Source organism: Nostoc sp. DSM 114161 (genome assembly GCF_052692665.1).
The window spans coordinates 2,866,876-2,886,362 of the sequence record NZ_CP195141.1 but is presented as its reverse complement, the minus strand read 5'-3'; the positions used below and the strand labels follow the sequence as shown (position 1 = coordinate 2,886,362).

Annotated in this window: 26 protein-coding genes and 2 pseudogenes; 6 read left to right on the top strand and 22 right to left on the bottom strand. The window is 40.3% G+C overall.

The features are described from left to right. Positions 1-98 precede the first annotated feature (98 nt). Together NSTC745_RS12685 and NSTC745_RS12680 are read right to left on the bottom strand one after the other, a co-directional pair. Positions 99-332: a hypothetical protein gene (locus NSTC745_RS12685; protein WP_445637450.1), complete on the bottom strand. Its 234-nt coding sequence runs from the start codon at positions 330-332 to the stop codon at positions 99-101. An 80-nt stretch (positions 333-412) separates the two neighbouring features. Further along, complete coding sequence (locus NSTC745_RS12680; RefSeq protein WP_445637449.1) at positions 413-1,150, bottom strand: SDR family oxidoreductase; 738 nt, start codon at positions 1,148-1,150, stop codon at positions 413-415. Between the two features lie 119 nt (positions 1,151-1,269). On the opposite strand from NSTC745_RS12680, the gene NSTC745_RS12675 reads away from it, so the two are divergent. Then, complete coding sequence (locus tag NSTC745_RS12675; RefSeq protein WP_445637448.1) at positions 1,270-1,641, top strand: winged helix-turn-helix transcriptional regulator; 372 nt, start codon at positions 1,270-1,272, stop codon at positions 1,639-1,641. 122 nt (positions 1,642-1,763) lie between these two features. Continuing rightward, entirely contained in the window at positions 1,764-2,186 is a 423-nt protein-coding gene (locus NSTC745_RS12670) for a hypothetical protein (protein WP_445637447.1), read from the top strand. Between the two features lie 74 nt (positions 2,187-2,260). Here NSTC745_RS12670 and NSTC745_RS12665 read toward each other — a convergent pair whose 3' ends face one another. Then, complete coding sequence (locus NSTC745_RS12665; protein ID WP_445637446.1) at positions 2,261-2,992, bottom strand: GNAT family N-acetyltransferase; 732 nt, start codon at positions 2,990-2,992, stop codon at positions 2,261-2,263. A gap of 48 nt (positions 2,993-3,040) precedes the next feature. After that, positions 3,041-3,265 (bottom strand): FitA-like ribbon-helix-helix domain-containing protein, encoded by a 225-nt coding sequence (locus NSTC745_RS12660; protein WP_445637445.1) that lies wholly within the window; start codon positions 3,263-3,265, stop codon positions 3,041-3,043. Positions 3,266-3,323: 58 nt separating this feature from the next. Here NSTC745_RS12660 and NSTC745_RS12655 point away from each other — a divergent pair, with 58 nt between their 5' ends. Both NSTC745_RS12655 and NSTC745_RS12650 read left to right on the top strand, forming a co-directional pair. Beyond that, on the top strand, positions 3,324-3,521 hold the full coding sequence (locus NSTC745_RS12655; protein ID WP_445637444.1) for a DUF433 domain-containing protein: 198 nt from the start codon (positions 3,324-3,326) through the stop codon (positions 3,519-3,521). Between the two features lie 200 nt (positions 3,522-3,721). Further along, positions 3,722-4,204 carry a hydrogenase maturation protease gene (locus NSTC745_RS12650; RefSeq protein ID WP_445637443.1) on the top strand — a complete coding sequence of 161 codons (483 nt, stop codon included), beginning with the start codon at positions 3,722-3,724 and terminating at the stop codon, positions 4,202-4,204. Between the two features lie 65 nt (positions 4,205-4,269). Here NSTC745_RS12650 and NSTC745_RS12645 read toward each other — a convergent pair whose 3' ends face one another. The 4 genes from NSTC745_RS12645 to NSTC745_RS12630 form a co-directional block, all read right to left on the bottom strand. Beyond that, positions 4,270-4,647, bottom strand: coding sequence for a hypothetical protein (locus tag NSTC745_RS12645; RefSeq protein ID WP_445637442.1), 378 nt, complete (start codon positions 4,645-4,647; stop codon positions 4,270-4,272). Positions 4,648-4,665: 18 nt separating this feature from the next. Next, positions 4,666-5,952: a SagB/ThcOx family dehydrogenase gene (locus NSTC745_RS12640; protein ID WP_445637441.1), complete on the bottom strand. Its 1,287-nt coding sequence runs from the start codon at positions 5,950-5,952 to the stop codon at positions 4,666-4,668. Next, complete coding sequence (locus tag NSTC745_RS12635) at positions 5,939-6,391, bottom strand: ankyrin repeat domain-containing protein (protein ID WP_445637440.1); 453 nt, start codon at positions 6,389-6,391, stop codon at positions 5,939-5,941. Before NSTC745_RS12635 ends, NSTC745_RS12640 begins: the two co-directional genes overlap by 14 nt. A gap of 228 nt (positions 6,392-6,619) precedes the next feature. Beyond that, positions 6,620-7,216, bottom strand: a complete 597-nt coding sequence (locus NSTC745_RS12630; RefSeq protein ID WP_445637439.1) for a CBS domain-containing protein — start codon at positions 7,214-7,216, stop codon at positions 6,620-6,622. Positions 7,217-7,973: 757 nt separating this feature from the next. Between NSTC745_RS12630 and NSTC745_RS12625 the strand changes: the two genes are divergently transcribed. Then, positions 7,974-8,183 carry a TOBE domain-containing protein gene (locus tag NSTC745_RS12625; RefSeq protein WP_445637438.1) on the top strand — a complete coding sequence of 70 codons (210 nt, stop codon included), beginning with the start codon at positions 7,974-7,976 and terminating at the stop codon, positions 8,181-8,183. 232 nt (positions 8,184-8,415) lie between these two features. Here the strand turns inward: NSTC745_RS12625 and NSTC745_RS12620 are convergent, their stop codons facing one another. From NSTC745_RS12620 to NSTC745_RS12555, 14 genes and pseudogenes are all read right to left on the bottom strand, one after another. Continuing rightward, entirely contained in the window at positions 8,416-8,667 is a 252-nt protein-coding gene (locus NSTC745_RS12620; protein WP_445637437.1) for a FeoA family protein, read from the bottom strand. Positions 8,668-8,767: 100 nt separating this feature from the next. Continuing rightward, positions 8,768-9,067, bottom strand: coding sequence for a 2Fe-2S iron-sulfur cluster-binding protein (locus NSTC745_RS12615; protein ID WP_445637436.1), 300 nt, complete (start codon positions 9,065-9,067; stop codon positions 8,768-8,770). 110 nt (positions 9,068-9,177) lie between these two features. Then, positions 9,178-9,549 (bottom strand): HesB/IscA family protein, encoded by a 372-nt coding sequence (locus tag NSTC745_RS12610; RefSeq protein WP_445637435.1) that lies wholly within the window; start codon positions 9,547-9,549, stop codon positions 9,178-9,180. A 91-nt stretch (positions 9,550-9,640) separates the two neighbouring features. Continuing rightward, on the bottom strand, positions 9,641-10,444 hold the full coding sequence (locus NSTC745_RS12605; protein WP_445637434.1) for a HesA/MoeB/ThiF family protein: 804 nt from the start codon (positions 10,442-10,444) through the stop codon (positions 9,641-9,643). Between the two features lie 10 nt (positions 10,445-10,454). Continuing rightward, positions 10,455-10,772, bottom strand: a complete 318-nt coding sequence (nifW, locus tag NSTC745_RS12600) for a nitrogenase-stabilizing/protective protein NifW (RefSeq protein WP_445637433.1) — start codon at positions 10,770-10,772, stop codon at positions 10,455-10,457. Beyond that, positions 10,769-10,987, bottom strand: coding sequence for a CCE_0567 family metalloprotein (locus NSTC745_RS12595; protein ID WP_445637432.1), 219 nt, complete (start codon positions 10,985-10,987; stop codon positions 10,769-10,771). The genes nifW and NSTC745_RS12595 overlap by 4 nt, the downstream gene beginning before the upstream one ends. A 14-nt stretch (positions 10,988-11,001) precedes the next feature. Continuing rightward, positions 11,002-11,139: a hypothetical protein gene (locus NSTC745_RS12590; protein WP_445637431.1), complete on the bottom strand. Its 138-nt coding sequence runs from the start codon at positions 11,137-11,139 to the stop codon at positions 11,002-11,004. 16 nt (positions 11,140-11,155) lie between these two features. Then, complete coding sequence (locus NSTC745_RS12585) at positions 11,156-11,632, bottom strand: NifX-associated nitrogen fixation protein (protein WP_445637430.1); 477 nt, start codon at positions 11,630-11,632, stop codon at positions 11,156-11,158. Next, positions 11,629-12,042 (bottom strand): nitrogen fixation protein NifX, encoded by a 414-nt coding sequence (gene nifX, locus NSTC745_RS12580; RefSeq protein ID WP_445637429.1) that lies wholly within the window; start codon positions 12,040-12,042, stop codon positions 11,629-11,631. The genes NSTC745_RS12585 and nifX overlap by 4 nt, the downstream gene beginning before the upstream one ends. 241 nt (positions 12,043-12,283) lie before the next feature. Beyond that, entirely contained in the window at positions 12,284-13,621 is a 1,338-nt protein-coding gene (gene nifN / locus NSTC745_RS12575; protein ID WP_445637428.1) for a nitrogenase iron-molybdenum cofactor biosynthesis protein NifN, read from the bottom strand. Positions 13,622-13,749: 128 nt separating this feature from the next. Then, positions 13,750-15,162: a nitrogenase iron-molybdenum cofactor biosynthesis protein NifE gene (nifE, locus tag NSTC745_RS12570; protein ID WP_445637427.1), complete on the bottom strand. Its 1,413-nt coding sequence runs from the start codon at positions 15,160-15,162 to the stop codon at positions 13,750-13,752. A 241-nt stretch (positions 15,163-15,403) separates the two neighbouring features. Then, positions 15,404-15,751, bottom strand: a complete 348-nt coding sequence (locus NSTC745_RS12565) for a Mo-dependent nitrogenase C-terminal domain-containing protein (RefSeq protein WP_445637426.1) — start codon at positions 15,749-15,751, stop codon at positions 15,404-15,406. Positions 15,752-15,899: 148 nt separating this feature from the next. After that, positions 15,900-17,435, bottom strand: coding sequence for a nitrogenase molybdenum-iron protein subunit beta (gene nifK, locus NSTC745_RS12560; RefSeq protein ID WP_445637425.1), 1,536 nt, complete (start codon positions 17,433-17,435; stop codon positions 15,900-15,902). A gap of 193 nt (positions 17,436-17,628) precedes the next feature. Further along, positions 17,629-17,787: pseudogene (locus NSTC745_RS12555) on the bottom strand (nitrogenase molybdenum-iron protein alpha chain); the annotation flags it as partial. 285 nt (positions 17,788-18,072) lie between these two features. Here NSTC745_RS12555 and NSTC745_RS12550 point away from each other — a divergent pair. After that, positions 18,073-19,383 (top strand): annotated as a pseudogene (locus tag NSTC745_RS12550) (site-specific integrase); the annotation flags it as partial. Positions 19,384-19,487: the final 104 nt, after the last annotated feature.

Here is a 19,487-nt window from a genome sequence, read left to right as displayed (position 1 = left end):
TCTAAGTAAGTTACCAGAACAAAACCAAACTATATCAAGAAAAATAAACTAGCCTAAAAGCCTTATGCTGTTTCAGTGAAGCCTACAGCTGCTTACAGCTAAGCATTTGCTATTTTGGGTACTACAATTTCGATTTTGGGTACTACAATTTTGACTTTCGGTACTACCGTTTCGACTTTGGGCACTACAATTTCGACTTTCGGTACTACAATTTTGACTTTGGACACTACAATTTCGACTTTCGGTACTACAGTTTCGACTTTGGGTACTACAATTTCGACTTTCGGTACTACAATTTTGACTTTCGGTACTACAGTTTCGACTTTGGGCACTACAATTTCGACTTCGACGACTACATTTGCTATTTTGGCGATGCCTGGGGCGGGCTACGCCAACTGCCCCACCAAGTCTTCTAATCTGGTAAAAATGTCGCAATCATCTTTTCAACTGCTTTGGGGTCTTGCATTAGCTGTTGATTGAGTTGCTTAGCCTGTTCGCCTGGATAAACTTCTTCTACACCATCAATTACAGCTTGCAGCGTATCGCGAACCACTTCTTCTGGAGGTACTTTAGGATCGGGAAAAGACTTGCCCATACCAATATCAATCGCTCCTGGTAACACTGCCACTACCAGCGTTTTCTGAGCCGCCAATTCTGCGCGAATCGCCTGAGTCATAGACAAAACTGCTGCTTTGGAAGCGCCATAGCTGCCATTAAAAGGAAGATTTACCCGCGCCACCATTGACACCATGTTAGCGATCGCTCCACCTCCATTTTGTTTCAAAATTGGGGCAAAAGCACGACACATAATCAAAGTCCCAAAGTAGTTAACTTCCATCTCTGCTCTAGCGGAGGATAAATCCGGTGCAGCAATCAATCCTTTGTTCAAGCCGACACCAGCATTATTAATCAACAAGTTGACATCCTGACATTTTAATGCAGCTTGGCGCACAGATTCTTTATCAGTAATTTCCAGCTGAATCGGGATAATTCGCTGCGGGTCAGTTGCAACCAGTTCGCTGAGCGCCTCTACCTTGCGAGCGCCAGCATAAATTTTGGCTGCACCTTGCGCTTTCAACCCTTCTACAAAGTACTTACCTAAACCTCCATTTGCGCCAGTTACCAAAGCAATTGCACCTGAAACTTCCATAATTTTCCTCTACAGCATTGAGACAGAAATTACTCCAATCCAAAAGTATACTTATACTTACTTTTTGAAAAGTACTTACTTTTTTGTAAGTACATATAAGTTTAAATTCAGTAAATTACATGCCCGAACAGCAAACTGAAGGCACATTATTTGTGCAAACAACGCTCAAAATTTTAGGTGGGAAATGGAAGATTTTAATTCTCTGGCACTTGAAAGATGAAGCAAAACGATACAGCCAATTGAAAAAATTGATTCCGGAAATTACAGAGAAAATGCTCATTCAACAACTTCGCGAACTAGAAAATGATGGAATTATTAACCGAAAAGTCTACTCAGATGTACCTCTAAAAGTAGGGTATTCATTCACAGATTATGGCAAAACTCTTATACCAGTCTTAAAAGCTCTTTGCGACTGGGGACAAGAACATCTGAAGATTATGAAGCGGGGAGATGACGGAGATGCAAACAAGCGGGGAATAACTAATGACTAATGACCAATGACTAATGACTAATTATTCAAAACTCGTAGCGTAACACACTAAAACTTATAGAAACAGTGCGTTAGGCTTGCCTTAATGCACTTGCATAAAACATAAATTTACATGGTAAGCTTGTGTCTGATTTAGCACTACATAACTATTTCCCTCGCGTTCCCGATGCAGCATTGCAAGAATTCATAGAATGGTGTGTTTTAGAACAGGCAAAAGCCGCAGAATGTAACTTTACTCCAGATAGAAGTAAGTTAGCTAATTTGCCACCAGCAGATTATATTCCCAAGCTTGTGGATCAGTTCATGAAAGTTAAACCAGATCCAATTAAAGCAGGTTTAGTAGCAGCGATCGCTGGTAAGGAAGCTGACAAACATGGTTTATCTGGTATGGCTGTCGTAGCTGATTTTGTGTCACTTTATGTAAAATATTTAATTCCTAAAGAAGGCACAACTCCAGAAGATGCACAAGCAATATTAACTAAAGCATCACAACATCAGTACGAAAAACTTACTGAAATTGCCAAAAAACATGGTCTAGAACTATGATTTTTGTCGGCTGAAGAATTATTTATTAGAGGCTTTGTCTGTACTATTACTCAGAGCCTCTGTTTTAGCTATTTCTAATTGGAGCCTACTCGATACCAGTATTCATAAATTGGTTCATAGCCAAGTTTTTCATACAAGTTACGAGCTGGGATATTCGCCTGCACTACTTGTATGTAAGAAAAGCAAGCTCCTTTATTAATACCCCATTGAAGCAAACCTTGAATAATTGCTGTTGCATAGCCGCGCCGTCTTTGCCTCGAACTCGTAACTATGTCAAAAATACCTAAATAACCGCTTTCTAAAACGCCTATCCCACAAGCAACAATTTCATCATTTTGTTTGCATGAAGCAAATATAATTTCTGACTTGATTGCTGCCAATATCATTTTATGAATAGTTGATGGCTGTTCTCCTGAAGCTTTTAAGTTATGATAAGCAACCAACCAATCATCTAAATTTTCCTGATTAATAGCAGATAAAATATTTAGCGATCGCTCTGATAATCTCATACCCATTACTAGCGATGGCTCAATTATTTCATATCCCCTTGCGGCTAGCTTTTCATCTAACACCTCTGGTTTAGTAAATGACAGCAAGCGAAAAATAGGGTTTTGTTTGCGCGCTCGATATTGAGACTCGCAGTAAGCAATTTTTTCTTCAATATCTAAACCAATTTTATCCAAAACTGTCACTGAATTTGCGCGTTTGGTGTAGCCATCAGCAAAACGCATCACCCAACCATGATGATTGATAGTTTCAAAAGCTGGCCATGCTTTCAATGATATTTCTTCAACTGTTCTATGCATGGAATCTGGAGTCATATATATAAGCAAATACCATCGTATCAATCACCATCAGAGTCGTCCTTCTGATTTCCAAGTCTGCACTTGGCTTTCTGATTCCATCGGTAACGCCTTTGCCCGTTCTCGAATACGAGCAAGCACTTCATCGCGTTGTCCATAGCGTTTTTGCAACAAATCGCGGACTTCTTGCTCGATCGAAATCCCCTTTTGTTCTGCCAAGCGTTTAATGCGATCGACTAACTCATCAGATATATTGCGAATAGTAATTGTCGCCATACTGCCTCCTTTGCTAGCTTTATCTTAAAATTGAGGAAACACATTTACTTTATAGTTAATGAACAAAATTGTAGTTAACTCACAAATTCATTTCGGTAAACCTTGCATAGCAGGCACACGCATCACTGTACAAAACATTCTTGAACTGCTCAATGAAGGGCTTTCTTTTGAAGAAATTATCCGAGACTACTATCCAGAGCTACAAATAGAGGATATTCGTGCTTGTATACAATATGCGATCGCTCTGGCAAACTGAAGAAATTAGTATTAATCCAAATGTAGAGACGTTGCAATGCAACGTCTCTACAACGATTTGATTATGATGCGCGATCGTTTTCATACAATCAAATCAACGACACCCATGACTATTATAAATAATTAATAGATTTTTCGTTATAAATTATGAAATAAAAGTAATAGTTATATGGTTAAACTAAGGCAGCAAAACCTCATCTCATGTTAACTATTATTGGTTGCGGAAACCTCAATCGCAGTGACGATGCTGTAGGCGTAATCATCGCTCAACGCCTACAAAAATATCTAGCCCAAAACCCTCATCCTGATGTGCGAATTTATGACTGTGGCACCGCAGGAATGGAAGTAATGTTTCAAGCTAGAGGTAGTAAACAATTAATAATTATTGATGCCAGTTCAACTAATTCTGAGCCTGGTGCTGTGTTTAAAGTTCCAGGAAAAGAACTAGAGGCTTTGCCAGAACCTAGTTATAATTTGCATGATTTTCGATGGGATAATGCTTTAGCCGCCGGGCGGAAAATCTTTCAAAATGATTTTCCTGAAGATGTGACAGTTTATTTAATTGAAGCGGCAAATCTTGATTTGGGACTAGAGTTAAGTCCTGTTGTTAAACATTCTGCGGATTTGGTTTTTGAAGAGGTAGTTGCACTTATTAAAAATGTGGGTATGGGGCATGGGGCATAGGGCATCGGGCATTGGTTATTTTAATTATTCTCCGCGTCCCCGCGTCTCCGTGTCTCCCCATCCCCTCATCCCGCCATATCACGGTACACAGACAGTTCATCTACCCTCATTTCAAAAGGTACGCCTTGACCTTCTGGGGGACAGACGCGGATTTTGGCGCTGCTGATGATTTGGTTGAGTAATGTCCCCATTGGTACGATTTGTTGTAAGATGCGCCAGTTGGTAACTTGGTCAGGGCATTCAATTACTAATGTCATGGCGCTGGCATGGGTTGTTACGTACCACCGGCAATTAGATAACAGATTTTGAATTGCGCGATCGCAACCATCGTAAAAATATCTACTAATAGAATACTCTAGTTGTTGCCGCAATATAATATCTGCCGATGTTGGTTGTACTGGATGCGAATCGTCACTATTTAAGAAATACATCTTTCTAGCCATCTCTTTTTCCTTCCTTGCTTATATTCCAATCGCCATAGCGTAAAGTACATCTTTATTTGTCTCTAATAATTCTTGGGTTTCATCATCGTAGAAAGCACCAATTCCACTACATCCAATTCCCAAATAATTACTAGCTAAATAAAGCCTCTGTCCTAGAAAACCAGCTATTTGCATAGCGGTTTGGTAGTTTAAATAATCAGACACAAAAAATAAAGTTACAGCGCTATCTTTGGCAATAGCTTGATTAATACATAAGTAACCCGTCTGTTCGCTGAAATCACCCGTTTTAATCAAATGCGTACCTTTATATAATCCGCATGACATTTCCTCTACTCGATGTACCACCGAGTAAATATCTATTTCCTCATGATTTTCTGTTGGTATTGGCTGCTGAAGTTGCTGCATTATATATAGATAATCTTCTTGAGAAATAGATTTTTTCCGGAAACGTCGAATAGAACGTCTATTCAATACAGTTTGAAGAAATTTATCCCTGTCAAAGCTAAAGTGAGGCTGTTTGAGTGTTTGCTGACTACTCTTTTGTACAGCCGTAGCTTGATAAGTATCTTCAATGAATTGATTAGCTTCAAAGTAATCAGTACCGCAAACAAAAGGAACTTTCATCCTTAACGGTCTGACTTGCTTTTCTTGTAATTCTCCCGACACCGCACAAGCTGTGATAAACTCTTTATTCTCAAATCCCAAAGCTAAATTGAGACCAAGTTTATCAAAATCAAAAATTACTTGTATATCTTTTTCATGGAGATAAGCCGAAGCTGCGATCGCACCTAAATGGTGTCCGCTATCTAAAAAGCAATATCTCGCGCTTCTCTTTTGATATTTCCAGCTAGACCTATAATAAACACAACTAATTAAAAATATGAATCCGTTGATACTTTTGTTCGGTATAATATAACTCTCTAGCCCATCATCTATTAATTCATAGATAAGTGTTAGACAATTATTCTCAACTTCTAAGTGATAAATTCCATCTAGTATTCCCTGAATTTTGCGAACCTGTACGTAAACTTCCGTAGGATATAGAGCGCCTGCTGATGGATTCACCCGCAATTTATCGAGATTATCTTTATACTTTTTTTCTAGTGTTATCGCACTAGTTAAAGATATAAAAGAGTGAACGGGATTATTGACATTTAATTTCACTCTTGGATAAAATTTTGGATAGAATTTAAATGCAGATGGTTGAGTTGAAGCATCCACATAATTTGGATCTATCTGTACCGATAAGTAAGAATGCTTGGTAGCCTCATGAAAGGCATTGCTCGATATTTTATTTTGTGGCATTTTTGAGTATCCTTAAAACTTCTACGTTGCTGGCGAAATCAATTGCTTTATAGTCGTCTAAGTTTTGTAAATTTAAGTTAGGATGGTATTGTAAGAGTAAGTTAACGACTTCTGTTTTTCCGGCTGATGCTGCATACATTAAAACAGTTGCACCGTTATCATTTTGGTTATCAATGTTAATGTTGTGAGCCAGCAGTAAGTGAATTAGATCGTAGTGGTTGCCAAAACAAGCAAACCATAAAGCATTATTGCGATCGCTATTTCTAGCATTGATATCCGCACCCGCATCAATCAGTTCTTTAACAACAGCATAGACACCCTCTCTCGTAGCTTTCATCAAAGCTGTATCGCCATTTTCACCTGCTTGATTCAACTCCTGAGGATTATAGCCTTTTGCTATTAACCATTGGCTTGTTGCTTCACTCAAACCTTGACTCATAATTACCCTTCAAATCCCACAACTTTCACTAATTAACAAGCAAAAATTTGCTTGCAAAACGTAATGGTGGGCATTGCCCACCATCATTTCACAAGCTATGTTGATAGCCTAAACTTGAGCTTTTTGATTAGTAAATCAATGCTCGAATTTGTGCTAATTGCTTTAGACAGCAGATTTTTACAAAAGTTAAACAACTTCTGGATTCTGAATTCTGACTCCTGAATTCTGCTAAGCAATAGCCACTAACTCTTCTTTATCAGAGAATAATTCTCTTGCTGATTTTTCTGGTTTTGGTGCGCCATAAAAACCAGCTTCTGCTTCGAGTTCATCTACAAAATCCCAAGCTTCGATCGCTCGTTTAGAAAATGAACCATAATTAGCAGAAATTGAGCGAGCATTGGAAATAGCTTTTTGGAGTTCTTTGCGTAAGAATGTTAGTTTTGGTTTCTCTACAAAGTCACCTTTAGTGATAATATCAGTTACAGAAATAATACCGAGTAATTCACCTTGAATCACAGGCGCACGCCACACACCAGTATTAGCAAATAACCGCGCAACATATTCAACATCGAGGTCAGGATTTACAACAATGCAGGGTTTACTCATTATTTCGTAGACATGCACCTTTTCGGGGTCTTTTCCATAAGCAACAACCTTGCTGGCTATATCCATCTCAGTAACCATACCGTAAGCATCGCCACTGTGACGGGGTTCTACAACCAACGCCCGTAATTGCTTGAGCCTTAATAATCTAACTGCTTCAGCTACACTAGCGGAACCGCGAATAGTAGCTACATCTTGAGTCATGATCTGTTTGGCTCTCATAATTGCTGCTCCTTAAATTCGTTGTTGCAAGTAAGCGAATTTGTTCTAAACTGCTGCAATTCTTCCCAAACTGCATTGCTTAGTCTGCGCGGAACGCAAAGATGCTTAACTCAAATTCAAGTTGAATTCTGAGGAATTATATTTGCCGCCGTCAAAAGCGGTTAGGGAAATTAGACATACCTATTTAGATGTATTGAACCTATTTCACACCTTAATAAATCTGGCTAGTTTCTGCGAACTGACTTACGCTTCTTCCGTTGTTTTCGTATTGAGTAAATCTTACTTCCTACCATTCTTAGGCTTTACCAGAATTAAGGCAGGGATGTCTGAAATCACCCTGTAATCGCCTTTATTGAAGTCTAGGTTGACTAGCAACAATTTAGCTTATCTATATATTATCACTATGATAAGTTTGAATTATGAATCATTTATAAAGATCCCCAGACATATTGAAGGGAAAAGCTTAAAAAATTGTGATACTACAGTAAGTTTGAGTATTTTTAATAGTTTTATTTTAGAAATTAGACTATTAGCAGATATATGTTGATATAACTATATATTGTCAAAAAATACCATCTAGCAATTAACCACCTTCATATCAATAAAAAAAAGATAAAAGTCAATATACCACAGAGATATGCCAAGAGACTTTTGTGTATTTTTCTTATACCTTATTAAGAAAGCCCAAAGAATTTGATTTTTTAAAGAGCATTTGCTACATTATTTGAGTATCCATAATAAAAGAAACACAAGAAAAATGGAAATTAGTGCTCGTAATTCTCTCAAAGGTACTGTTAAAAAGGTTGTGCCTGGTTCAGTTAACACTGAAGTAACCCTAGAGCTAGCACCAGGAGTAGAGCTAGTGTCAATCATCACAAAATCCTCAGCAGAAAAGCTGGGACTTGCAGAAGGTAAAACAGCTTATGCAGTGATTAAATCATCAGATGTATTAGTTGCTGTTGATTAATAAATAGCCAATTGGCTTCTAATACCGAATTCAATTCATAATCTATAAATTAGTGACCTCACTCCTAAAATTAGTTAACAAAGGAGTGAGGTCGAAAATTTATTAAAGGTTATTTTTATATGTAGGGTGTGTTGTCGCGGAGCGCAACGCACCTTGAATTTTAAGTGGTGATGGTGCGTTAGCCTACGGCATAACACACCCTACAATTTGCTGTATTTTTATTACAAATAATTTAATCATGAATTATTCTAACATAAATAGCACGGGCAGTTTCCGTATCTACTGATAGAGACGTATTTTCTACTTTAATAATTAACGAGGGAAACCTTTGTTGTACAGTAATATATTTTCCTGGTGTTATGCCCTTTGATAGTAACTGATTGAGAATTTTTTTATTCTTACTTTTACAGAAAGTAATAATTCCTTGTTCCCCTACTCTCAACAATTCTAACGAACAGCCAGTTACACTAAAAGGTGTAAACATAAATGCATGATGAATTATGAATTATAAAAAATGAAGGATGAAAATATACTTCATCCTTCATTTTTATTTAATTGCTAAGAATAGCAATCAAAGTAGAAGTTTAAACCAAATACGCTTCTTGATGTGTTTTAATTGTGCAATTAGAACGAGGGTAGGTTACACAAAGTAAAGCGTATCCTTTAGAAACTTGGTCGTCATCTAGGAAGTTTTGATCGTCTTGATTAATTTCACCTTCAACAACTTTACCAACACAGCTAGAGCAAGAACCGGCATGACAAGAAGCTGGTAAATCAATATCGTTTTCGTGTGCTGCTTCTAAGATAGTAGTCTCTTCATCAACTTCAATTGTGGTGTCGAGATCTTCTTTTTTGTTGATTAATCTAACTTGGTAGGTAGCCATTTTCCGATTCTCCTCAAACGTTATAGAATTAGGTTTTATTTCCGAAAATTTTGAGTCAACTTATCGCTGTGCAATGCGATCGCCCAACACAAGCAACACTGACAATGGTGTTAGCTGCAAGGTACACCGTTAGGCGTACAGTCACCTGTTTTGAAAGACTTTCCGCAACCGCAGTTCTCAGTCGCATTGGGGTTGATGAACTTAAAGCCGCTTTCCATCACACCCTCAACGAAGTCAACAATAAGTCCTTCTAATAACGGCGCACTTTTGGCGTCAACGTAAACCAGCACTTTGCCTTGCTGAATTACCAAATCGTCTGGTTGGGGTTTGCTAGTGATATCCATTGCATATTCGTAGCCACTGCAACCACCATCTTTGACAGAGAAACGGACACCTTTAGTTGCGCCATTAGCGTCGGGTGCGGAACCTCTAAGAAATGCCCACAGATGAAATTCTGCTTTTTCTGATAAAGTTACAGACATTAGATCTCCTGATTTTTTGTTTGTCCATTATCATTAGTCCTTTGTCATTTGCCCTTTACTTTTTTACTAATGACCAATGACCAATGATTAATTAGCTATTCTGTGCAATCCCGGTGGCTTCCATTGAATTGGGTTGAGCGTATCTCCAGGGCGCACTATTACCGCATACTGGACAAGAGCGATCGCGGTAAGAACGGCGCTTGGCAAATTCCAGGCGATTCAAGTCCATAGTCAGCAATTGCGACAATAAAGGCTGACTAAAACCAGTAATCAACTTAATCGCCTCCAGTGCGGTTAAACAAGCCAGCGTCCCAGAAACAGCACCGAGAACTGAAAAGCCGCGCCGATCCCAATCAGGCTTTTCTGGAAACAGACAGGACAAACAAGGAGTCACACCAGGAATAATCGTTGTCAGGTAAGCTTCCATCCCGTCCATTGCAGCTTCCACCATTGGCTTACGCCAGCGCACGCAAGCTTCATTTAACAAATTGCGCTCCGTAAAATTATGGGCGCAATCAAGAGCCATATCAGCAGATTGCACCAACGCGTCCACATTTTCCGGGGTGATATAATCATGAACTGCTTCCACCTGGACATCAGGATTGATTGCATCCAGAGTTTCCTTAGCTTTGAATACCCTTGGCTTACCTACCCAATCGTCCGTCATCAAAACCTGACGATTCATATCATCCAGCCGCAAGTCACCACCCCGGACTAAGATTAGCCGCCCAACGCCCGCTACTGCTAAGTAAAGCGCCGCCGTACCGCCTAATCCCCCCACACCCGTAACCAAAACTGTTGCTGACTTTAGACGCTTCTGCGCTGCTTCGCCAAAATTAGGCAGCATCATTTGGCGATGATAGCGTTCTAATTCGGTAGGCGTTAGGTTTACCAATTTATACCTCCTAATCAGAAGTGAGTTCTGTCAGTGTGACTACATTTTTCGGCTTGTCGTTAAACACTTTGAACAACTTTTGTTCGTGCGGTGTTGACTCGATAAATACCTGATAAGCCTTTTGCAAAGCCAAAGAATATTGATTTAGCCTTTCTTCAGGACTCAAATCGGGAGAATTATCATCAACTTCCCGAATATATTGCGAAAACTTTTTCAAAATATGTAAACGATTTACATTTACAAATTGTTGGTCATAAGGCAAATTAAAGAATTGCAAAAATTCTTCTGCATCTACAAGTTTCTTGAATTCTTCCAAAGTTCCAGTCATTTAGCCTTCTCCAATTCTTTCAGCTGTTGCTTAAGTTCATCTAACTCACGAAAGATTTCATAAGTTGCAGCTGCAACATCCATAAGTTGTTTGTAATCTGTTGGCAAACCTTCCGCTAAATCATGCAGATCCATCTTCATCTGACCTGCCTTACTATTCAGCCGTCTAATTTGTCCCTTCAATTCTTCAATCTTTGTTTCTTCCGCTTGCACCATCAACAACCCCACAATCAATTTTGGATTTTAGATTTTGGATTGGAGCGTAATGATTTGCGATCGCTCAATATCTCTCTGCGTCTCTGCGCCTCTGCGTGAGCAACACATCCTTGAGTCAAGACGCGATGAATCGCGTCTCTACAAATCGTCATCCAAAATCTAAAATTTTTACAACTTTCCTACTTCCGGAAACCGCTTCGCCAAATTAATACCTTTTTGAACGTAGCTTTCTCCTTCTTCGGCTAATTTCTCCAGCGAATCAAAGCCAAATCTTTGAGCATCGCGTAAAGTTTTTACAGCTAACAAAAGGCGACCAGAAAATACCAACGCCCAGCCAAATCCCTCATGACTTAAATCAATTACAACTTGAGAAATCAAACCTGTTTCTTGTTCAATCCCCGCAGCTACAGCTCGGAAAAACGCCATAATCCGAGCTTGAGTTATTGGATCTACTTCACCCTCAACAGAAATTTCCCGTTTCTTTTGTTTGGGAACAACAAAGGGTTTGAGAATTAACTCATCCGACCAACTACGATAAACTCCATAGCTGTCTTGACCCCGAATCTGTTTGATTAATACCTTAAGAAAGGGGGAACTCAAGACTTCGGCGGGAGCAGTTCCGTTAACACTATTATTTATAGTCATACTGTTGCTTCGTCTCCAACTTCATCTGTAAAGTTTGCAGGCTTTTGTTGTAAAGCTTTACGCAACCAAGGTGGAGGATTACCTTTCAAGGTTTGCACTAATTTATTTAGCACTTCGCTAATTTCTTCTTCTTCCGATCGCGCCTTCACCGGGGTAACACCTTTTTTGATTAACCGAGCCGCAGCACTGCCACCAATTGCTGTTACATAAACAATGGTACAATCGCCTAATGCTTCCAGTTTTGGTGTGATTTTATCTTCATTTCCATCTTCTTTGAGGTCACCTTCAAAGTTGAGGGTTTCTACAAAATGATATCCCTCATCGGAAATTTCATAAACATCAATCAACCTCGCCCATCCAAAATGAGCATTAATATGAACTCGGTCACTCGTAGTGAAGGCAATTTTCATCGTATTTCTCCTCTTTAAAGCTTTGAAGAAAGAATTCAGAATGGGGTACGCCCCGCTGCGCTAACAGGAGTCAGAATTCAGAATAATTTGAGTCACTAAACTCCACATTAAATATGCACATTTAGTGGCATATCCTTTAGGAAGACTACACCTAAATTCGCGCGATCGAATTTTGACTTTTAACTCCTAACTCCTAACTCTTAACTCCTAACTCTTAACTCCTAACTCCTAACTCCTAACTTCAAAAATCCGCGCCCACAATTCCTAATTCTTGTAACTTCTTAACTCTTGTTTCTTCTGCCTCTAATAAAAGGTTGCCCATACCATACAGAAGTTCCATTGTGCCTCGGTAACCAACTTTGGTAAATTGACCATTACCTAAGCGGTCGTAAATGGGCAATCCCAGGCGATAAAGAGGAACATTCAGGCGTTTGGCGATCGCAGCAACATTTGAGTTACCAACTAGCAAATCCGAACCTGCTGCTAAACCCTCAAAGTCTTCTAAATCGCCGATGGTAATGCTTTTAACTGGGAGTTTTTCGAGTAAAGGCGATCGCGTTGTCGTTACCGCAGCATGAATCTGCGCTCCCATTGATTGCAGAAAATGGACTGTTGACCACAACAAATCGGGTTCCAGTGCTAAAGAAACTCGCTTCGCACCGAAGTAAAAGTGCGTGTCTAACATCGCATCTTGCAACTGACGACGTTGGCGGCGGTATTTTTCCGGTACGCTGTTACCGCTGAGAACCGCCAATGCTTGCAAAAACTCGTCTACCGGTTCTAATCCAGTCACTTCCCCAAAAACTTCGTAAGGAGTACCAAATCTCTCTTCCAAAATCTTGGCAGCACCGCGCATACTCTCACCCAAAGCCAAGGTGAAAGCAGAACAACCAACTTCTCGTAACTGTTTTAAGGTAGTTCCGCTAACTGTAACCGCGCTGTAGTTATCTTCCAAATGTCCATCAAGGGAAGCGCCAATGTCAGGTACAAAGATAGGCACTAAGCCAAAAGCCGTCACCATCTCTTTGATTTCCTGTACATCCCCTGGTGTAAAAGCAGCACTCGGCAGAATCGTTACTTGTTCGGTTTTGATTCCACCTGCGCGGGGAATTTCCTTAACTATGCTTTCCACAGCGACGGCGAAACCATCTTGCAACGCGCCTTTAAAATCGGGAGTTGGGGCAAATATAATCGCCAAATCGTGCAATTCTGGATGGCGATCGCGGATTTCCTTAAGAAAACCCTCAATGTCATCTCCTCTAGTTTCCGTCAACCCAGTGGTACATAAACCGATAATTTCAGGTTTCGCCTTTTCCACCAAAGTCAGAATTGCCTGTTCCACATTTTCTTCGCCACCCAAAATCGTAGTGACTTCCGTCATCGCAGTCGTAGCCAAGGGAATTGCTTCCCGGAAATGCCGCACCAGAACAACTTTAGCGAAAGCAGTACAACCTTGAGAACCGTGGAATAAAGGCATCGTCCCCTTTAATCCCAGAAAAGCTAAAGACGCGCCTAAAGCTTGGCTTTGCTTGAGAGGATTAACCGTCAGTGATTTGTTAGAAACAGTAACGATCGCCATTCAACTAGCTCCTTGTTGCGTTCAGAAATAGCATCTACTTGGGGAGATGGGGAGGTGGGGAGGTAAGGGAGTAAAGGAAGCAAACAAACGATTTTTATTCTTCCTCATCCCCCCATCTCCCCATCCCCTCATCCCCTCCACTCCTCAGTGACTAGATTTGAATGCAACTCAGCCTCTTCCCAAGGAGCCGGCTTGCGTACTTGCTCCCAAATCGGGCTATAAAGAGCTTCATACAATTCCCGCGCCATCTCAATCATCCCTACATAACCTGCATAAGGATGGTGGCGTTCTTGGTTGATATCCAAGAAAGGAATCCGAGCTTTTAAGGCGGTGTATTGGTTACGACCTCCAGCAATCAACATATCTGCTTGAGTATCTCTCACCAGCTTTAACAATTCCTGAGCGTTGCCTTTCTCCAGCATGATGCCGTCGTTACCCAGCAACTTCTTGATTTTGGCTTTATCTTCCTCAGTACTTTTCCGAGTACTGGTAGCAACAACATCAATGCCCAAGTCTTTAGCAGCCGAGATAATCGACCAACTCTTAACACCGCCAGTATACAATACAACACGCTTACCTTTGAGTCGAGCGCGATAGGGAGCCAGTGCCAAATCTAAAGCCGCAGTTTCTTCAGCAATCAGCTTTTCTGTGCGTGCTTGCAAATCGGGGTCGCCTAATTTAGCGGCAATATTTCGCAGACAGCGATTCATGTCATCGATGCCGTAGAAAGATTCTTCAATATAAGGAATGCCGTAACGCTCCTCCATCTTTCTCGCCATGTTCAGCAGCGCCCGCGAACAGATCATCACATTCAGCTTGGCGCGATGGGCATAGCGAATTTCATTGTACCGAGCGTCGCCCGTAATTTTCGACAAAATGCGGATGCCTAATTTTTCTAACAGCGGCGTGACTCCCCACATTTCCCCGGCGATGTTGTACTCGCCTATTAAGTTAATATCATAGGGCGTTGTGGATTCCGGTTCTGCTGTCCCGACAACATAATCTAATAAAGCTTCACCGCCAAAACGATTGCCCAGATTTTTACTGCCAATGAATCCTGGAGCAATTACCGGGATAACAGGAGTGCCAATCTTCTCAGCTGCGGTTTTGCAGACTGCATCGATATCATCGCCAATTAAAGCAGTCACGCAAGTAGCGTAAACAAATACTGCTGCTGGTTGGTAGCGTTCGTGAAGTTCCAGAATCGCTTTGTAAAGCTTTTTCTCGCCACCAAAAATAACATCATTTTCAGTCAAGTCAGTCGTAAAGCCCATCTTGTAGAGTTGCGGCCCTGAAGAGAGACTACCACGACTGCCCCAGGAATTACCAGCACAAGCGATCGGCCCGTGGACTAAATGAGCCGCATCCGCAATGGGTACCAAAGCAATCATCGCCCCATCAAAAGCACAGCCCCCTTGAGCAGCACCAGGTTGTGCTTGTTGGGTGCAAGACTTATTTTTCTTTTCTGATTGTTTATGCTGATTATGCTCGCATCCTGACTCATTGAGCAGCTCGTTAATTTTGCCTTGGGTGCTTTTCATCTCTCTTCTCTTTGTGAATAGTCATTGGTCATTGGTCATTAGTCATTAGTCATTGGTCATTGGTCATTAGTCATTAGTCATTGATCATTAGTTTTTTGAATAGCTAATAACTGGAGAGCTATGACTAATACCAATTCGCAATTAGTAATTAATAAATTTAGATGCAGTAATGCCTTATTTGTAAGAATTGGTACTACAACTAATAACCAATGACTAATGACCAATGACTATTGACTAATAACTAACAAATATATTTCGTGACATCTTCCCCACATACATCGGCGAGATAAGATAAAGCACGAAAACGCAATCCTACAAACTCATCATATAAAGGATTGAGTTTACACAATGCTGGAATATCAAAAGACCGCCCAAATAATTTTATTTGGCGTTCAAAAGGACAACAACAAGGAATTGTTTGGCAAATTAAATGAGCGAAGCGATTATTTTTAACCTCAATTCCATCTACCACATTACGTAAAGGATTGAGTATTTTGTTAAATATCCCGCGTTTTTGATAGTTAGGTGGATGGTAATTAGGATGGGGATGAGTATGAGTGTGGGTGTGAGTTTTATTGATAGTTTCCATTGATTTCATGCCTCAGGTAAATGCTAAATTTGGGAATGGGTATTGGTACTGGGCATTGGGGATTGGGAATAATTAATTCCCAGTCCCCAATTTTTAATCCCCAGTCCCTACCCGCTAGTTCCTAATAACTTGCGTTTGCGTGCAATTTCTAACGAATCAAGTCGTAGGAAATATCGGTCTTAGAAGGAATATTGGTGTTGCGATCGATTTCCTCGAAGATTGTATTTACAATCCAGTTGAGCAAGTTGATAACACCTTGGTAACCGATGGTGCTGTAGCGGTGCAAGTGGTGGCGATCCATAATGGGGTAGCCGATTCTCACTAAAGGAATCTTGGTATCGCGCCACAGGTACTTACCGTAGGAGTTACCAATCAACAAGTCTACGGGTTCGGTGAACAACAAGGAACGCATGTGCCACAGGTCTTTACCACCCCAAACAGTTGCATTCTTACCAAAGGGGCTAGAAGCAAGCAATTCTTTGATTTCTTTTTCAAATTCTTCGTTGCTGTTGTGAACCAAAATATGTACTGGTTCAGCACCCAATTCCAGCATGAAGCCCACAACGCTGTACACTAAATCGGGTTCGCCGTAGATAGCGAAGCGTTTGCCATGAACCCATGCGTGGGAGTCAGTCATTGCGTCAACTGCACGACCGCGTTCGATTTCCAATTCTTCAGGAATGGGCTTACCAGATAGTTCGCTGAGTTGCATCAAGAACTCATCAGTAGCTTTAATACCCCAAGGACGAGAAACAACGGTTGGTTGCTTCCATTCTTTTTCGATGTACTCGCGGGTTTTGACTGTGGAGTGTGATTGCAGGAATACTGTAGCTTTACCATTAATTGAATCTGCTGCATCTTCCAGCTTTGTACCACCTGGATACATATCGAACTCACCAGTGTTGGGTGAATCCAGGTAATCGCTGTTGTCAGCTAGAATTGTGTAGTCAAAGCCAAACAGAGAAGCAATGCGCTTGATTTCGCGGTTGTTGCCAACGTAGGTGTCAAAACCTGGAACGAAGTTGATTTTGCCGTTGCTGGTTTCTTTCTTTTGACCTGCGGTCAAGTTAGAAAGAATACCCTTCATCATGTTGTCGTAACCAGTGATGTGGGAACCAACAAAGCTGGGGGTGTGAGCGTAAGGAACTGGGAAATCTTGAGGAACTGAACCAGCTTTCTTAGCGTTGTTGATGAAAGCTTGTAAGTCATCACCAATTACCTCTGCCATACAGGTGGTGCAGACAGCAATCATCTTGGGCTTGTAGAGTTGGTAAGAGTTCGCCAAGCCATCAATCATGTTTTGCAGACCACCGAACACCGCTGCATCTTCAGTCATAGAAGAAGAGACACCAGAGAATGGTTCTTTGTAGTGACGGGTTAAGTGGGTGCGGAAGTATGCAACGCAACCTTGGGAACCTTGAACAAAGGGCAGAGTGCCTTCAAATCCAACAGCAGCAAAGATTGCTCCTAAAGGTTGGCAACCTTTAGCAGGGTTGACGGTTAGAGCTTCACGAGCGAAATTCTTTTCGCGGTAATCCCAACTCTTAGTCCATTCTGCAACCCGCTTTACTTCTTCGGGGTCGTGACCGTTTTCAAATTCTTTCTTGTTTTGGAATAATTGTTGGTATTCCGGCTGGTGAAACAGCTCTACGTGGTCTTGAATTTTATCTGGATTCTGAGGCATTTCCGATCTCCAAGCTTGCTGAGTTAATTACTAATCGACGAATCGGCAGTGAGGGGAGAGGGAGTGGAAATGTGACTCAAAACTCAAAATGCAAAATGCAAAACACATCATTTTGAATTTTTAATTTTGAATTTTGAATTCCCGACTCCCTCCTGGGGTATTAGCCCCAGGTACTTATGTCTCTCTCATTTTTTTAGGCGGTTGCTTTAGCTGCGGTTTTAGCTTCAGCTTTTTTGCTCCAGGGAGCGCCAATTAATCCCCAGGTTGGGCTGTTGAGTGCCAAATCCATATCACGAGCGAAGATAGCAAAGCCGTCATAACCGTGATAAGGGCCGGAGTAATCCTTTTTGTGGTTTTATTTTTTTAGAGGGGTTAATGTTTGCAATGAGCAATGTCAGAATTAAACATTGTTTGTGGAGAACGCATTTATTTTTAGACTAAATATAGGCTAAAGAAGAATTTGTAATTTGTAATTAGGTGTTGCTGATTTAAAGTATGAGTTTATTCACGCAGAGTCGCAGAGAGTAAGAGTTGAGAAGAGTCTTTAAATCTCATATTCAAATTCAGCAATGTCCGCAATCGATAGTCATAAATTACGAATTACGAATTATTTCGCTTCAAGTCTGCAAAGCTGTAAAGAGAACACATGAAATCAAAAGTACTATTGGAATTAGAGACGGTAAATCTGCGTTTGAAGTCTGCAAAGACAAAGGTAACAATTAGAGAATCGAATGGAAGTCTGCAATTACGCGCTACATTACCGATTAAACCGGGAGACAAGGATAAAAGCGGCACTGGTAGAAAGCAATACAATCTCAGCTTGAATATTCCTGCAAATTTAGATGGGTTAAAGACGGCTGAGGAAGAAGCTTATGAATTAGGTAAGTTAATTGCTCGAAAAACTTTTGAATGGAATGATAAATATTTAGGTAATGAGGCAATTAAAAAAGATTGTAAAACAATCGGGGAATTACTCGAAAAGTTTGAAGATGAATATTTTAAAACTCACAAACGCACGACTAAAAGCGAACATACATTTTTTTATTATTTTTCACGAACCAAAAGATTTACCAATTCTACAGATTTAGCGAGTTCTGAGAATTTGATAAGTGCAATTGAAAAAATCGATAAGGAATGGTCTAAGTATAATGCAGCAAGAGCGATCGCTGTATTTTGCCAGACCTTCAAAATCGAAATCGATTTATCAAAATATTCCAAAATGCCAGAGAATAATTCCCGCAATATACCTACTGATTCAGAAATAGCTGAGGGAATTACCAAGTTTGAAGAATATTTAAATATCAGAGGCAATCAAGTTAACCAAAATGTTCAAGATAGCTGGCAGCTTTGGCGTTGGGCTTATGGAATGTTAGCAGTTTTTGGTTTACGACCGCGAGAGCTTTTTACCAATCCTGACATCGATTGGTGGTTAAGTCAGGAAAATATAGATTTCACATGGAAAGTTCATAAAGATTGTAAGACTGGCGAGAGGGAAGCTTTACCGTTATATAAACAATGGATTGAAGAATTTGATTTAAGAAATCCCAAATATTTAGAAATGTTGGCAACGGCAATTAGTAAAAAAGATAATATAAATTATGCACAAATCACGGCTTTAACACAGCGAGTCAGTTGGTGGTTTCGTAAAATAGGCTTAGATTTTAAACCTTATGATTTACGTCACGCTTGGGCAATTCGAGCGCATATTTTAGGAATTCCAATTAAGGCTGCGGCAGATAATTTAGGTCATAGCGTACAAGTTCACACCCAAACGTATCAGCGTTGGTTCTCGCTAGATATGCGAAAGTTAGCAATGAATCAGGCTTTGAGTAAGAGGAATGAAGTTGAGTTGATTAGGGAAGAGAATGCTAAATTGAGAATCGAGAATGAAAAGTTGAGATTGGAGATTGAGAAGTTGAAGATTGAAATGCTTTATAAACAGAGCTAAATTTTTTCATAAAAATAAAATTTTTATGTTTTTTAGTGTATGAGTTAAAGTTATGTAATTATGTAAAAACTATATTTTGCCATTCTAAGTTGTTTAAGCTAGTA

Coding starts and splice junctions, on each gene's coding strand:
- NSTC745_RS12680 (WP_445637449.1), bottom strand. CDS start 1,150: ATGGAAGTTTCAGGTGCAATTGCTTTGGTAACTGGCGCAAATGGAGGT.
- NSTC745_RS12675 (WP_445637448.1), top strand. CDS start 1,270: ATGCCCGAACAGCAAACTGAAGGCACATTATTTGTGCAAACAACGCTC.
- NSTC745_RS12665 (WP_445637446.1), bottom strand. CDS start 2,992: ATGCATAGAACAGTTGAAGAAATATCATTGAAAGCATGGCCAGCTTTT.
- NSTC745_RS12660 (WP_445637445.1), bottom strand. CDS start 3,265: ATGGCGACAATTACTATTCGCAATATATCTGATGAGTTAGTCGATCGC.
- NSTC745_RS12655 (WP_445637444.1), top strand. CDS start 3,324: ATGAACAAAATTGTAGTTAACTCACAAATTCATTTCGGTAAACCTTGC.
- NSTC745_RS12650 (WP_445637443.1), top strand. CDS start 3,722: ATGTTAACTATTATTGGTTGCGGAAACCTCAATCGCAGTGACGATGCT.
- NSTC745_RS12645 (WP_445637442.1), bottom strand. CDS start 4,647: ATGGCTAGAAAGATGTATTTCTTAAATAGTGACGATTCGCATCCAGTA.
- NSTC745_RS12640 (WP_445637441.1), bottom strand. CDS start 5,952: ATGCCACAAAATAAAATATCGAGCAATGCCTTTCATGAGGCTACCAAG.
- NSTC745_RS12635 (WP_445637440.1), bottom strand. CDS start 6,391: ATGAGTCAAGGTTTGAGTGAAGCAACAAGCCAATGGTTAATAGCAAAA.
- NSTC745_RS12630 (WP_445637439.1), bottom strand. CDS start 7,216: ATGAGAGCCAAACAGATCATGACTCAAGATGTAGCTACTATTCGCGGT.
- NSTC745_RS12625 (WP_445637438.1), top strand. CDS start 7,974: ATGGAAATTAGTGCTCGTAATTCTCTCAAAGGTACTGTTAAAAAGGTT.
- NSTC745_RS12620 (WP_445637437.1), bottom strand. CDS start 8,667: ATGTTTACACCTTTTAGTGTAACTGGCTGTTCGTTAGAATTGTTGAGA.
- NSTC745_RS12615 (WP_445637436.1), bottom strand. CDS start 9,067: ATGGCTACCTACCAAGTTAGATTAATCAACAAAAAAGAAGATCTCGAC.
- NSTC745_RS12610 (WP_445637435.1), bottom strand. CDS start 9,549: ATGTCTGTAACTTTATCAGAAAAAGCAGAATTTCATCTGTGGGCATTT.
- nifW (WP_445637433.1), bottom strand. CDS start 10,772: ATGACTGGAACTTTGGAAGAATTCAAGAAACTTGTAGATGCAGAAGAA.
- NSTC745_RS12595 (WP_445637432.1), bottom strand. CDS start 10,987: ATGGTGCAAGCGGAAGAAACAAAGATTGAAGAATTGAAGGGACAAATT.
- NSTC745_RS12590 (WP_445637431.1), bottom strand. CDS start 11,139: ATGACGATTTGTAGAGACGCGATTCATCGCGTCTTGACTCAAGGATGT.
- NSTC745_RS12585 (WP_445637430.1), bottom strand. CDS start 11,632: ATGACTATAAATAATAGTGTTAACGGAACTGCTCCCGCCGAAGTCTTG.
- nifX (WP_445637429.1), bottom strand. CDS start 12,042: ATGAAAATTGCCTTCACTACGAGTGACCGAGTTCATATTAATGCTCAT.
- nifN (WP_445637428.1), bottom strand. CDS start 13,621: ATGGCGATCGTTACTGTTTCTAACAAATCACTGACGGTTAATCCTCTC.
- nifE (WP_445637427.1), bottom strand. CDS start 15,162: ATGAAAAGCACCCAAGGCAAAATTAACGAGCTGCTCAATGAGTCAGGA.
- NSTC745_RS12565 (WP_445637426.1), bottom strand. CDS start 15,751: ATGGAAACTATCAATAAAACTCACACCCACACTCATACTCATCCCCAT.
- nifK (WP_445637425.1), bottom strand. CDS start 17,435: ATGCCTCAGAATCCAGATAAAATTCAAGACCACGTAGAGCTGTTTCAC.